The sequence below is a fragment of the Psychrobacillus antarcticus genome (assembly GCF_029533155.1).
Lineage (GTDB): Bacteria > Bacillota > Bacilli > Bacillales_A > Planococcaceae > Psychrobacillus > Psychrobacillus antarcticus.
Genome location: NZ_JAIZDB010000026.1, coordinates 29,480 through 43,068 on the forward strand (window position 1 = coordinate 29,480; position 13,589 = coordinate 43,068).

Genomic DNA, 13,589 nt, shown 5'->3' on the forward strand with positions numbered 1-13,589 from the left:
TATCTAAATGAACATTTATGTATTAGTAAAACGTACGTTTGATACTGAGGAGAAAATCGTAGTAAGCGGGGGTAAAATTCAAGAAGATGGTGCAGAATTCATCATTAATCCATACGATGAGTATGCAATTGAAGAAGCAATCCAAGTCCGTGACGCTCAAGGTGGAGAAGTAACCGTCCTTACAATGGGTGGAGAAGACGCTGAGAAACAACTTCGTACAGCACTAGCGATGGGTGCCGATAAAGCGGTCCTTATTAACATTGAAGATGATGTAGAAGAGATGGATCAATTTACAGCTGCACATGTTATCTCTGAATACTTAAAAGACAAAAATCCTGATTTAATATTGGCAGGAAATGTAGCAATTGATGGTGGATCAGGACAAGTTGGACCACGTGTTGCTGAAAGCTTAGGTATTAACTATGTTACTACTATTACAAACTTAGAGATTAATGGCACTACAGTAACTATTAAACGTGATGTGGAAGGAGATACGGAAGTATTAGAAACTTCATTGCCACTATTAGTTACTGCTCAACAAGGTCTAAATGAACCACGTTATCCATCTCTTCCAGGAATTATGAAGGCAAAGAAAAAGCCTTTAGAAGAAGTTGAATTAGATGATTTAGATATAGATGAAGATGATGTAGTAGCAAAAACAGAAACAATCGAAATTTATTTACCTCCTAAAAAGGAAGCTGGAAAAGTATTAGAAGGCGAGCTAGCTGATCAAGTAAAAGAGTTAGTTCATTTACTACATTCGGAAGCGAAAGTCGTTTAACTTATTCAGAAAAGATTATTTATCCACAGAATCAGATATGCCTAAGCATATTTGATCCGAATTAATTTTATTATTAGGAGGAAAATACATGTCTAAAAAAGTATTAGTATTAGGAGAAGCGCGTGAAGGTGCTCTTCGTAATGTATCATATGAAGCAATCGCTGCTGCTAAACAAATTTCAAGCGGCGGAGAAGTTGTTAGTGTTCTATTAGGAGATTCAGTGGGAGAGTTAGCTACTGAGCTTGGGAAATATGGAGCAGATCGCGTAATTACTGTGGAGCATCCACATTTAAAGCAATATACTTCAGATGGTTATGGACAAGCTTTGTTAGCTGTAATTGAGCAAGAGAATCCAGATGCAATCGTATTTGGTCATACAGCACTTGGGAAAGATTTATCTCCAAAAATTGCGAGTAAATTGCAAATTGGTTTAGTATCCGACGTAACTTCTATTGAAGGTGAAGGCGATTCAGCTGTATTTATCCGTCCAATCTATTCTGGTAAAGCTTTTGAAAAAGTTAAAGTGAAGGCTGGTATTGAATTTATCACGATCCGTCCAAACAATATTGCGCCTCTTGCAAAAGATGACAGTAAGTCAGCGGTCGTTTCTTCCTTGTCAGTAGATATTACAAACCTTCGTACAATTATTAAAGAAGTAGTACGTAAAACTACAGAAGGCGTAGACTTATCAGAGGCAAAAGTGGTTATTGCTGGTGGTCGTGGCGTGAAGAGTGAAGAAGGGTTCGCACCTTTAAAAGAGCTTGCAGACGTACTTGGTGGAGCTGTTGGAGCTTCTCGTGGAGCTTGTGACGCGGATTATTGTGATTATTCATTGCAAATCGGTCAAACTGGTAAAGTGGTAACTCCGGACCTTTATATAGCAGCTGGTATTTCAGGAGCAATTCAGCATTTAGCTGGTATGTCTAACTCGAAAATAATTGTAGCAATCAATAAAGATCCAGAAGCAAACATTTTCAAAGTGGCAGACTACGGTATTGTTGGAGACTTGTTCGAAGTAATTCCAATGCTTACAGAAGAGTTCAAAAAACTTAAAGTAAACGCTTAATAATATGTGCTCGACTCCTATGAAGGAGTCGAGTTTTTTCTCTCAAGCTAATTTGTAGATGTTGATATTTCTGTCTGTTATAATCAGTACATAGTAGACAAAGGAGGAATTTTAAAATGGCAATAGTTCACGCAACAGATCAAACATTCAGCACGGATATAGAAGAAGGTTTAGTATTAGTAGATTTTTGGGCAACATGGTGCGGACCTTGTAAAATGATTGCTCCTGTTTTAGAAGAAATGGACGCTGAAATGAGCGACAAAGTTAAAATCGTAAAAGTAGATGTTGATGAAAACCAAGCTACTGCAAGTGAATTCGGTATTATGTCTATCCCAACCCTAGTATTATTTAAAGATGGTAAACCTGTGGACAAAGCAGTAGGTTTCCAACCAAAAGAAGCTTTAGTACAATTTGTAGAAAAAAACGTATAATATAAAACCGGGTGCTACAGAGTGCCCGGTTTTTTTAAACAGGTGATAATATGAATGAGTTGATCGAACAAAAATGTGCCATCCTACCAGATGAGCCTGGATGTTACTTAATGAAAGACCGACAAGGAACTATAATCTACGTCGGCAAAGCAAAGATATTAAAAAATCGAGTGCGCTCTTATTTCAAAGGAGCACATGATGGAAAAACGCTCCGATTAGTGCAAGAAATTGTTGACTTTGAATATATCGTCACATCATCTGAGCTGGAAGCTTTAATACTAGAGCTCCACCTTATTAAAAAGCATGATCCAAAATATAATATTATGTTAAAAGATGATAAGACGTATCCATATATAAAAATTACCGCTGAAAAAGATCCTCGATTAATCATTACAAGACAGGTAAAAAAGGATAAAGGGAAATACTTTGGACCTTATCCGAATTCCCATGCAGCACATGAAACGAAAAAACTGTTAGATCGTTTATATCCACTTCGTAAATGTCAAAAAATGCCTAATAGAGTATGTCTGTACTATCATTTGGGACAATGTTTAGCTCCATGTGTGAAAAAGATTGAAGAGAATGCCTATGACACAATCATTCATGAAATAGTTAGTTTTTTGAATGGCGGGCATACCCAGGTGAAGAAAGAATTGGTTGCGAAAATGAATTCAGCTGCAGAAACACTTGAATTTGAACGAGCAACAGAGTATCGTGATCAAATTTCACATATCGAACAAGTAATGGAAAAACAAAAAATGACGATGAATGATTTCACAAGCAGAGATATTTTTGGTTTCCATGTAGATAAGGGCTGGATGTGTGTTCAAGTATTCTTTATAAGGCAAGGGAAACTGATTGAAAGAGATGTTTCGTTGTTTCCTATTTTCCGGGATCCTGAAGAGGAATTTATCACGTTTTTAGGGCAATTTTATGCGAAATCAGAGCATATAAAACCAAAAGAAATTTATGTTCCATTAAGTACGGACATCGACTTGGCTTCCAGCCTTTTGGAGATGAAGATTTTCGTTCCACAAAGAGGTACGAAGAAAAATCTAGTCGAATTAGCAGAAAAAAATGCCAAAATAGCCCTGACGGAGAAATTCCACTTAATCGAAAGACAAGAGGAACGGACGATTGGAGCAGTAGAGCAGCTAGGAGATTCGATGGGGATCGCAACGCCCATGCGTATTGAAGCTTTTGACAACTCGCATATACATGGGACAGATGCTGTTTCTGCAATGGTTGTTTTTATTGATGGCAGGGCAAGTAAAAAGGATTATCGTAAATATAAAACAAAAACTGCAGCTAAACATGATGATTACGGAGCAATGCGTGAAGTTGTACGTAGAAGATATACTCGTGTCCTCAAGGAAAATTTGCCCCTACCTGATTTAATAATCATTGATGGAGGGAAAGGGCAAATTGAGGCCGCACGCGAAATTATAGAGGATGAACTTGGGCTTGATATTCCGATTGCAGGTCTAGCAAAGGATGGCAAGCATCAAACTTCTCAGCTAATTTACGGTGACCCTTTGGAGCTAATACCGATGAAGCGGACTAGTGAAGGTTTTTATTTGCTCCAACGAATTCAAGATGAAGTCCATCGTTTTGCTATTACATTCCATAGACAACAGCGTGGAAAGCATACAATTGCATCTTCGTTAGATGGTATTGAAGGTATCGGACCTCAGCGAAAAAAGCTATTGTTAAAGCATTTTGGTTCCGTAAAGAAAATACAAGCTGCCACCAAAGATGAGTTAATAGCGGCGGGATTACCAAGTAAGCAAGCGGATTTAGTTATTAACAATTATCAGAAAAATATATTGTCTTCTGAATAATCATATGTTAAGGTTAATTGAATTTAACTTGAATCAACACAAGAACGTTGCAAATATGCAAATAGAAACTGTTGATTCAAGTTAAGCCTCCGGCGGATTTCACAGATTTTGAAAGGAGTTAATTGCGCAATCGCAATTCAAAATCTGGACGTAATTACGCCGAGGCGTAATTTAATATTCACTGATTAATAGTGAAGATAGAGGTGCGATTAGACATTAGTACTCAGCAGGAGGAAGGAAAGTTCCTAGAATGGCTGAGGAAAGGGTTTTTCGCCGAAACATGGAATAGCTTTTCCTATTCTATTGTTGGTTCTGCATTTAATAGATGTAGAATTGTCAGAATTTGTTATTCTGGAGGGCTATCTCAGATGGACAGATTTTTTGAGCCGTGTATGAGACAATGCTTTTCACAATATGTGGAAAGCATTTTTTAATCCTTACAGAAAAGAGAAACTTCACTCGTTGGGAGTTTTACTGCGCGTTAAAGCGGGATAAAATAGGGAGCGGATAATCATGACTAAAATTGTAATGAAATTTGGTGGTACTTCAGTTGGATCAACTGAAAAAATTACGGAAGTTGCGAATCGGGTAAAATGTGAGAAAGATAAAGGGCATGATATTGTAGTTGTTGTATCTGCAATGGGGAAAACAACGGACGAATTATCTAACCTTGCTTTCGAATTAACGGAATCACCATCAAAACGAGAAATGGATATGCTTTTATCTAATGGGGAGCAAGTTACGATGGCTTTACTTTCTATTAAGTTAAACGCATTGGGGATAGATGCAATTTCTCTAACAGGTGCTCAGGCAGGTCTCATAACAGATGGTGTACATAGAAACGCAAAAATAATGAAACTTGATCCTTCTAAAATTGATGATTTACTAGCAACAAACAAAGTCGTTATTGTAGCAGGTTTCCAGGGTATATCCGAAGCAGGAGAGATAACAACTCTTGGAAGAGGGGGGTCTGACACAACTGCTGTAGCTATTGCTGCTTCCATCGAAGCCGAAATTTGTGATATTTATACGGATGTTGATGGTATTTATACGTCCGATCCGCGCTATATTGAGAATGCGCGAAAACTGGAGCAGCTTGAATATGACGAAATGTTAGAGCTAGCTAATTTGGGTGCAGGGGTATTGCATCCACGTGCAGTTGAATTTGCTAAAAATTATAAAGTGCCGTTAAGAGTACGTCCGAGCTATAAAGATGGAGAAGGAACGATTTTGAAGGAGGAAGTAGACGTGGAAAATAATTTAGTAGTTCGTGGGGTAGCATTTGAATCCGATATCGTCCGATTAACGATAGAATACGAAGTGCCATTTAATGGTTCTTTAGCTTCTATTTTCACAACTTTAGCTAAAAATCATATAAATGTGGATATAATAGTTCAGTCAATAGTAGATGGAGTTAAACCAGCAGTTTCTTTTTCTATTAAAAAGGAATCTTTGGCTGAAGCGATAACAGTTTTAGAAACACATAAACAAGACCTTGGCTTTACGTTTGCAGATTTTGAAGTTGGCCTTTCAAAGGTTTCTATTGTTGGTTCAGGGATGGTATCGAACCCAGGGGTTGCTGCTCAAATGTTTGACCGATTAAGAAAAGAAAATATTCCTGTGAAGATGGTAAGTACATCTGAGATAAAAGTGTCGGTAGTTATTCCTCAGCAACATATGATAGTTGCTGCCAATGCATTGCATGACGAATTCGAGCTTGCGTTATCCCACCAACAAGTGTAGATATTTGTCCTAATAGTTAAGAAAAACCATGTAAAAAGATGCCGTTCATTAAGGATAAAGCCTGTTTCTGTAGTTTTCGCAGTGCTTTGACAGACATTTTACTATATGATTACCAAGTGAATTTTCAGTGATATTGGTTGTGACATCCGTCACAACCAATATCACTGTTTTTTTTGTAATCTTACGGTAGTTGTCTGTCCATCACCCTCCTACAACTCTTAGAAACAGGTAAGTGCGTTTTGGAAAACTAGAGATAAGGACCTTTCCTATTCATAATAGAAGCTCACGAAGATGAAATTTCGTTCGCTTTCTCGCTTCTTTATTTAGGGAACATTTAGTATTTCTTTTATTTCCACTTGAATAAAAGAAAATTTACTTTTTCTTCCTCATTACAACATAGTATTTCTTAATCAAAAGATGAATTTATCACTATATTAACTTATACCAATTTTATTATCCAAGCGATAAGCTATAATATATCAAATAGTTAAGTACTACACGTAATATTGATTGCAGTGGAAGGTGGCGACTCCAGCAGGATAAGCGAGAAAGTCGAGACCCCGCAGGCAGCGTATTAGAGACGAAGGACAAGAACTTCACATCATGTGTCGACAATTCGTAACTAGCATTGTACTAATCCGAGGATGCCAATAGGATGTTGGTCACGAAGGCGTTGAGGCCCACAGGAGGTGGGTTATGCAATCGTTACCGCAGGACGCGGCGAACTTAGATTGCCTTCCTTTTGCGATGTGGCGTTCTTAGCCTTTGTACCCCACCTGAAACGGAAATCAGTAGGTATATTTAAATTTTTTATATACTATGGACGCCGAGGTCGAGGCATGATAACCCATATACTTACTTTTCAAAAAGGGTAACAGGAAAAGTCAATAGCTGACTATCCCGTTACCCCTTAGTTTTAGCATCCCATTTTATTTGCAAAGAAACTATTCCGTTCTTTTTAACTTCTTCGTCGTAACATTCGGTTAAATATCCAGTAATCTTTTGTTGTTGTTCTGCTAAAAAACCTGCTTCTAATCGATGACTTCTACTTTGTCCACTCTGAGGTAGATTATATGTACTTAATAAATAGAAAGTCGAATCTTTTGTCGTCCTTTCTAAATGTAAAGTGCCCCATCCAGCTTCATTGAAAAACGTGACAGCTTCTTCCATTGAATAAAGGGGGAATTTACGAGCTAAATCTTTTCCAGCCCAATATAATATATCTTTTTCATGTTTTCCGAGAATAGAAGTAAGCACGTGATCTCTTATTAACTCATATCCAAAGGAAGTTACATGTGAATGTTCCTTTTCATTCAAGTAGCAACCCTTCTTTCCAAAAATCATTAATGCCTATTTATTTTAGCATAAATAATAGTAATAAGGACCCGATTAGATTGTGATTAATTATTCAATCTATTATCCTGTTAAGGGGTATGAATCGAAATGAAAATTCAGAAAGATACCTTGACGCTCTAAAATGATGAGAGTACAATGGATATGTCATAAATACGTAACTTGATGATGTGAAAGTTTTGAGAACAATTGTTTTTTTGACATAGTTTTCATACCTTTTGGTCGGAAATTTGAGGGGGTAATTTTTTTGTCGAAAGAGCGCGAATTTTATTGGCGTCGACTGCATTCCTTACTGGGAATAGTTCCTGTAGGTCTGTTTTTAGCGCAACACTTAGTAATTAACCATTTTGCCACAAGAGGTCCAGAAGCATTTAATAATGCAACTCATTTTATGGAGAGTCTCCCATTTAAATTGTTGTTAGAAATCTTCGTAATCTACCTACCATTAATGTTCCATGCATTTTACGGAATTTATATTGCATTCACTGCGAAAAATAATCCGAAAAGCTTTGGTACTTTAAGAAACTATTTATTCATTGCACAACGCTTTACTGGTATTTTCTTAGTTGTATTCATCGTTTGGCATGTTTTTGAAACACGTTTCCAAGCTGCTATTGGAGCAAAAGAAGTTAACTTCAACATGATGGCAGAGATTTTATCTAACCCATGGATGTTAGGTTTCTATATCGTAGGGGTTATTTCAGCTACATTCCATTTAGCAAACGGTATTTGGTCATTCTTAGTTAGCTGGGGTATTACACAATCAGCAAGATCACAACAAATTGTAACTTATGTAACATTACTAATCTTCTTAGCGTTATCTGTAGTTGGCGTTCAAGCTCTTCTAGCATTCGTTTAAGAAACTTTAAAGACGTTCAACTACTATTATATTGAGGAGTGAGAATAGCATGGCAAAAAGTAAACTGATTGTTGTCGGCGGTGGATTAGCTGGCTTAATGGCAACAATGAAAGCTTCCGAGGATGGCACGCATGTAGATCTATTTTCAATAGTACCTGTAAAACGTTCGCACTCTGTTTGTGCACAAGGCGGTATTAACGGGGCTGTAAATACAAAAGGTGAAGGGGATTCTCCAGCAGTACATTTAGATGATACTGTATACGGTGGTGACTTCCTAGCTAACCAAAAACCAGTAAAAGCAATGGCTGATGCTGCACCTGGAATTATTAGTTTGTTTGACCGTATGGGTGTTATGTTCAACCGTACTCCAGAAGGTTTGTTAGACTTCCGTCGCTTCGGGGGAACTCTAATGCATCGTACAGCATTTGCTGGTGCAACAACTGGTCAACAACTTCTTTATGCACTGGACGAGCAAGTTCGTCGTTTTGAAGTAGATGGTCTTGTGACAAAATTTGAAGGATGGGAATTCCTTGGAATAATTAAAGATAGCGAAGGCATATGTCGTGGTATTAAAGCGCAAAACCTTCTAACAATGGAAATTCGTGCATTTCGCGGAGATGCTGTTATTATGGCTACTGGTGGCCCTGGGATTATTTTCGGGAAAACTACTAATTCTATTATTAACACTGGTTCTGCTGCATCTATCGTCTATCAACAAGGAGCTTATTATGCAAACGGGGAATTTATCCAAATTCATCCTACAGCAATCCCTGGTGACGATAAACTAAGACTAATGTCCGAGTCTGCTCGTGGTGAGGGTGGTCGTATTTGGACTTACAAAGACGGCAAACCGTGGTATTTCCTAGAAGAAAAATATCCTGCATACGGTAACTTAGTTCCACGTGATATTGCGACACGTGAAATCTTTGACGTATGTGTTAACCAAAAACTGGGTATCAACGGAGAAAACATGGTTTATCTAGATCTTTCACATAAAGATCCACATGAACTAGATGTTAAACTTGGTGGTATTATTGAAATTTACGAGAAATTCACTGGTGATGACCCTCGTAAAGTACCGATGAAAATATTCCCGGCAGTTCACTATTCAATGGGCGGACTATGGGTAGATGATCACCAAATGACCAACATTCCTGGATTATTCGCTGCTGGTGAGTGTGATTACTCACAACATGGTGCAAACCGTTTAGGTGCAAACTCACTACTTTCAGCTGTATTCGGCGGAAGTGTTGCAGGACCAAATGCAGTTAAATACATGAGCAAACTAAAAACCCATGCAATTGATATGGATGATTCTATATTTGAAGCTGAGTTGAAACTAGAGCAAGAGAAATGGGACAGAACTATTTCGATGAAAGGTACGGAAAACGCGTACTTACTTCATAAAGAACTAGGTGAATGGATGACAGATAACGTAACTGTTGTTCGTTATAATGACAGACTAGAAGCGACAGATAAGAAAATCCAAGAATTACTTGAACGATATGAGAATATAAATATGGATGATACACAACAATGGTCAAACCAAGGTGCATCATTTACTCGTCAGCTCAAAAATATGTTATATTTAGCACGCGTTATTACATTAGGGGCGCTTAATCGTAATGAAAGCCGTGGAGCGCATTATAAACCCGACTTCCCAGAGCGCAATGATGAAGAATTCTTGAAAACAACGATGGCTAAATTTGAACCGTCTACAGGGGCTCCTGTTTTCCATTTCGAAGAAGTAGACGTGTCAATTATTACACCTCGTAAACGCGATTATTCTGCGAAAGGGGACAATTAATAATGGTAACAGCAACGGAAACAAAAAAAGTAAAGTTTGAAATTTTACGTCAAGATACACCAGAATCTGAACCTTACTTTGAAAAGTTTGAAGTAAATTATCGTCCAAATATGAACGTTATTTCTGCACTAATGGAAATACGACAAAACCCGGTAAATGTAGACGGCAAAGCTACGACTCCTGTAACTTGGGACATGAGCTGTTTGGAAGAAGTTTGTGGAGCATGTTCAATGGTGATCAATGGTCGTCCACGTCAATCATGTTCTGCTTTGATAGATCAATTAACACAACCGATTCAATTAGCACCAATGAAAACGTTCCCGGTTGTTCGTGATCTTCAAGTGGACCGTTCTCGCATGTTTGATTCTTTGAAAAAAGTAAAAGCATGGGTTCCTATCGATGGATCATACGATCTTGGAGAAGGTCCACGTATGCCAGAACGCAAACGTCAATGGGCATATGAATTGTCTAAATGTATGACTTGTGGAGTATGTCTGGAAGCTTGTCCAAACGTAAACAGTGGTTCTAACTTTATGGGACCAGCACCACTTTCACAAGTACGTTTATTTAACGCACATCCAACTGGTTCTATGAACAAGGATGAACGTTTAAATACAATTATGGGAGACGGTGGCCTTGCGAATTGTGGTAACGCACAAAACTGTGTTGTTGCTTGTCCAAAAGGAATTCCACTTACAACTTCTATCGCAGCATTGAACCGTGATACTACTGTTCAAATGTTCAAAGATTTCTTCGGAAGCGACCATATGGTTGACTAATAAATGCTGTAAGAAAATCTGTTTAGAATATTACTATTCTATGCAGGTTTTTTCTTTCTCTGTTACAATAAATGAATATCCATTCATTTAGGGGGAGTTTAATTTATGAAAGCTAAATACATAGAAGATATTGCGTTATGGGAGCGGGATTTCCATTTTTATTCAGAAGTGAGTGTACGTTTTTCAGAAACGGATATGTATGGACATTTGAATAATACAGTTACATTTGCTTATTTTGAATACGCGCGAATAGAATACTTCAAGCATATCCAACTTATGAATGACTGGTTAAATACAAAGGGAGAAAAAATCCCAGTAGTCGCTGATTTGCAATGTGACTATGTAAAGCAAGTATTCTTTGATGAAAAGCTCCGCATTTATGTGAAAGCAAATTCCGTCGGCACGTCCTCGGTAGATATACACTACATGGCGAAGAACGAAAAAGGGGACATTGTCTTTACTGGTCGTGGATCCATTGTTCAAATTGATAAAAAAACTGGTCGTGGTACAAAATGGTCTGAAGAAGAGCGAGAAGTTTTTCAAAAGAGTATTAACTAGCCGTCACCTACCATCCCCGTCCTACATACGTTAGTAGGAGAGTGGATAGGGGGCTATGGCATTGTACGACAATAATCAGCATCGTTCGATTTTAACAAGTAGAGAGCGTCAAATTTTTCAATTATTAGTAGAAGATAATTCTACGAAAGATATTTCAGTTTTGTTAACGATAAGCGAGAAAACAGTTAGGAACCATATTTCTAATACAATACAAAAACTGGGAGTTTCAGGTAGGTCACAAGCGATTGTAGAATTATTACGATTAGGTGAACTATCATTGAATTAATATGAATCCTTGCCATTTTCCTCATAACACGTCACAATAATAGAAAGAAGCTTATTGTGTTGAGGAGTGAAGGAATAGATGGCAGAGGATATAAAAAAGAAAATATTAGATCAAGATCAAGTTGCTTTTTTAGAAAAAGAGCTTCGACATATATCCGGAATCATTAAACAAAAGGGTCGACAGATTTTAAGTACCTATACTATAACGCCTCCACAGTTTGTAGCACTTCAATGGCTACTTGAACTTGGTGATATGACAATCGGAGATTTATCCAATAAAATGTATTTAGCTTTTAGTACAACGACGGATTTAATCGATCGTATGGAAAAAAGTGACCTTGTTAAGCGTGTGAGGGATGAACAAGACCGTCGTGTTGTTCGTATACATTTGTTAGAAGAGGGCGCACGAATTATAGAAGAAGTCATAGATAAACGACAACAGTATTTACAGGATGTACTTCAACAATTCAATCAAGTTGAAGTTGCAAATTTATCCATATTATTAGAAAAACTACATCAAGAGATGAAGAACTGAGGAATTGACGTGAAAGCCCCAATTGGTGTTATAGACTCTGGAGTTGGTGGGTTAACGGTTGCGAAGGAAATAATGCAATTATTACCAAATGAAAAAATAATTTATATAGGTGATACAGCCAGATGCCCGTATGGTCCGAGAACAAGCGAAGAGGTAAGAAAATTTACCTGGCAATTGGCTAATGCTTTAGCAAAAATGAACATAAAAATGCTTGTAATTGCGTGCAATACCGCAACTGCAGTCGCACTGAATTCGTTAAGTAGAAAGATGCCTTTTCCTGTTATAGGAGTAATTTTTCCGGGTGCAAGAGCAGCGATTAAAGCAACAAAAAGTAATGAAATTGTAGTGCTAGGTACAAGCGGTACTATTAAAAGTGGCGCATATGAGAAAGCAATTGCTTCTTTAAATACTTCTAGTAAAGTGATTCCTCTGGCATGCCCCACGTTTGTGCCACTGGTAGAAAGTAATGAATACGAAGGTGATTTTGCTCGAAATATGGTAATGGAAACATTAACACCACTGAAGAAAGAGCAATTTGATACCGTCATTTTAGGTTGTACACATTATCCGCTTTTGCAAAAGCATATAGAAGAGGCAGTTGGGAATCATGTGAATGTACTTTCATCGGCAGAAGAAACTGCTCAAGATGTAAAAGAGTATTTAGCTTACCATGAACTTAATAATCCGATGGAACAAAAAGAATTACCCATATTTTATACAACGGGCTCTGTGCCAATATTTAAAACGATCGTAGAGAAGTGGCTGGAAATACCGAGTGCAGATGTTCGAACAATTTCATTTAACTGACCCTGTTAGCTTGAGAATCCTCGAATAGCGGGGTCTTCTTTTGCTTACTAGTTATTGTTAATAGGAGCTGCTAGCTTCTAAAATTTCGAAGAAGGGTGCGATATCAATTGAAACAGATTATTATAGCAACTAAAAATAAAGGAAAAGCCAAAGACTTTGAGGCTTTGTTTAACCCACTAGGATATGAAGTTAAAACGCTCCATGATGTAGCGGAAGATATAGATGTGGAAGAGACAGGGACCACTTTTGAAGAAAATGCATTACTTAAAGCTACTGCCCTAGCAAACCATTTACAAACAATGGTCATTGCGGATGATAGCGGTTTAGAGATTGATGGACTTGATGGACGCCCAGGCATCTATTCTGCGCGCTATGCAGGAGAAGAGAAAAGTGACGAAGCAAACATAGATAAAGTGCTTAAAGAGCTAGAAGGTATGAAAGAATCGGAAAAAACAGCTCGGTTTGTATGCGCTATAGCTGTTGCATCACCAAACAAAGAACCATACACTGTCAGAGGAACATGTGAGGGTGTAATTGGGACCGAAAGAAAAGGCACCAATGGATTTGGATATGACCCCATTTTTTATGTTCCTTCTGAACTAAAAATGATGGCAGAACTAACTGCAGAGCAAAAGGGAGCTATTTCTCATCGAGGTAATGCTATTAAAAAACTTTCTTTGGTTTTGGAAGATTTAATTTTCTGAAGGATAGGTGTGGGAAATGAAGTTATTAATTATGAGTGAT

13 protein-coding genes, 1 pseudogene and 1 riboswitch are annotated in these 13,589 nt (G+C 37.7%); of the genes and pseudogenes, 13 read left to right on the forward strand and 1 reads right to left on the reverse strand.

The features are described from left to right. Positions 1–7: 7 nt before the first annotated feature. The 5 genes and pseudogenes from LDK52_RS14495 to LDK52_RS14515 all read left to right on the forward strand — a co-directional run bounded on the left by LDK52_RS14495 (position 8) and on the right by LDK52_RS14515 (position 5,862). Positions 8–781 carry an electron transfer flavoprotein subunit beta/FixA family protein gene (locus LDK52_RS14495; RefSeq protein WP_277586672.1) on the forward strand — a complete coding sequence of 258 codons (774 nt, stop codon included), beginning with the start codon at positions 8–10 and terminating at the stop codon, positions 779–781. 88 nt (positions 782–869) lie between these two features. Then, the gene (locus LDK52_RS14500) at positions 870–1,847 is read left to right on the forward strand and encodes an electron transfer flavoprotein subunit alpha/FixB family protein (RefSeq protein WP_277586673.1); all 978 of its coding nucleotides are present in this window, start codon (positions 870–872) and stop codon (positions 1,845–1,847) included. A gap of 107 nt (positions 1,848–1,954) precedes the next feature. Then, a pseudogene (gene trxA / locus LDK52_RS14505) lies at positions 1,955–2,278 on the forward strand (thioredoxin); the annotation flags it as partial. A gap of 50 nt (positions 2,279–2,328) precedes the next feature. Beyond that, positions 2,329–4,119, forward strand: a complete 1,791-nt coding sequence (gene uvrC, locus LDK52_RS14510) for an excinuclease ABC subunit UvrC (protein WP_277586674.1) — start codon at positions 2,329–2,331, stop codon at positions 4,117–4,119. Between the two features lie 190 nt (positions 4,120–4,309). Further along, a riboswitch (Lysine riboswitch) is annotated at positions 4,310–4,489 on the forward strand. A gap of 143 nt (positions 4,490–4,632) precedes the next feature. Next, the gene (locus LDK52_RS14515) at positions 4,633–5,862 is read left to right on the forward strand and encodes an aspartate kinase (protein ID WP_277586675.1); all 1,230 of its coding nucleotides are present in this window, start codon (positions 4,633–4,635) and stop codon (positions 5,860–5,862) included. Positions 5,863–6,765: 903 nt separating this feature from the next. Here the strand turns inward: LDK52_RS14515 and LDK52_RS14520 are convergent. After that, entirely contained in the window at positions 6,766–7,179 is a 414-nt protein-coding gene (locus LDK52_RS14520; protein ID WP_277586676.1) for a YslB family protein, read from the reverse strand. 283 nt (positions 7,180–7,462) lie between these two features. On the opposite strand from LDK52_RS14520, the gene LDK52_RS14525 reads away from it, so the two are divergent. The 8 genes from LDK52_RS14525 (at position 7,463) to LDK52_RS14560 (ending at position 13,549) form a co-directional block, all read left to right on the forward strand. Next, a complete protein-coding gene (locus tag LDK52_RS14525) occupies positions 7,463–8,074 on the forward strand; it encodes a succinate dehydrogenase cytochrome b558 subunit (RefSeq protein WP_277586677.1) in 612 nt (203 codons plus the stop codon). Between the two features lie 49 nt (positions 8,075–8,123). Further along, positions 8,124–9,881: a succinate dehydrogenase flavoprotein subunit gene (sdhA, locus tag LDK52_RS14530; protein ID WP_277586678.1), complete on the forward strand. Its 1,758-nt coding sequence runs from the start codon at positions 8,124–8,126 to the stop codon at positions 9,879–9,881. Between the two features lie 2 nt (positions 9,882–9,883). After that, on the forward strand, positions 9,884–10,660 hold the full coding sequence (gene sdhB / locus LDK52_RS14535) for a succinate dehydrogenase iron-sulfur subunit (protein WP_277586679.1): 777 nt from the start codon (positions 9,884–9,886) through the stop codon (positions 10,658–10,660). Between the two features lie 105 nt (positions 10,661–10,765). After that, positions 10,766–11,218 carry an acyl-CoA thioesterase gene (locus LDK52_RS14540; RefSeq protein ID WP_277586680.1) on the forward strand — a complete coding sequence of 151 codons (453 nt, stop codon included), beginning with the start codon at positions 10,766–10,768 and terminating at the stop codon, positions 11,216–11,218. Positions 11,219–11,279: 61 nt separating this feature from the next. Beyond that, positions 11,280–11,504, forward strand: a complete 225-nt coding sequence (locus tag LDK52_RS14545; protein WP_277586681.1) for a helix-turn-helix domain-containing protein — start codon at positions 11,280–11,282, stop codon at positions 11,502–11,504. A gap of 78 nt (positions 11,505–11,582) precedes the next feature. Then, entirely contained in the window at positions 11,583–12,038 is a 456-nt protein-coding gene (locus LDK52_RS14550) for a MarR family winged helix-turn-helix transcriptional regulator (RefSeq protein ID WP_277586682.1), read from the forward strand. Between the two features lie 9 nt (positions 12,039–12,047). After that, a complete protein-coding gene (racE, locus tag LDK52_RS14555; RefSeq protein ID WP_277586683.1) occupies positions 12,048–12,845 on the forward strand; it encodes a glutamate racemase in 798 nt (265 codons plus the stop codon). Positions 12,846–12,952: 107 nt separating this feature from the next. Continuing rightward, on the forward strand, positions 12,953–13,549 hold the full coding sequence (locus LDK52_RS14560; RefSeq protein ID WP_277586684.1) for an XTP/dITP diphosphatase: 597 nt from the start codon (positions 12,953–12,955) through the stop codon (positions 13,547–13,549). Positions 13,550–13,589: the final 40 nt, after the last annotated feature.

Bases quoted from the DNA above. Each gene is read 5' to 3' on its own strand.
- uvrC (WP_277586674.1), top strand. From the start codon at position 2,329: ATGAATGAGTTGATCGAACAAAAATGTGCCATCCTACCAGATGAGCCT.
- LDK52_RS14500 (WP_277586673.1), top strand. From the start codon at position 870: ATGTCTAAAAAAGTATTAGTATTAGGAGAAGCGCGTGAAGGTGCTCTT.
- LDK52_RS14495 (WP_277586672.1), top strand. From the start codon at position 8: ATGAACATTTATGTATTAGTAAAACGTACGTTTGATACTGAGGAGAAA.
- LDK52_RS14515 (WP_277586675.1), top strand. From the start codon at position 4,633: ATGACTAAAATTGTAATGAAATTTGGTGGTACTTCAGTTGGATCAACT.
- LDK52_RS14540 (WP_277586680.1), top strand. From the start codon at position 10,766: ATGAAAGCTAAATACATAGAAGATATTGCGTTATGGGAGCGGGATTTC.
- sdhB (WP_277586679.1), top strand. From the start codon at position 9,884: ATGGTAACAGCAACGGAAACAAAAAAAGTAAAGTTTGAAATTTTACGT.
- LDK52_RS14550 (WP_277586682.1), top strand. From the start codon at position 11,583: ATGGCAGAGGATATAAAAAAGAAAATATTAGATCAAGATCAAGTTGCT.
- sdhA (WP_277586678.1), top strand. From the start codon at position 8,124: ATGGCAAAAAGTAAACTGATTGTTGTCGGCGGTGGATTAGCTGGCTTA.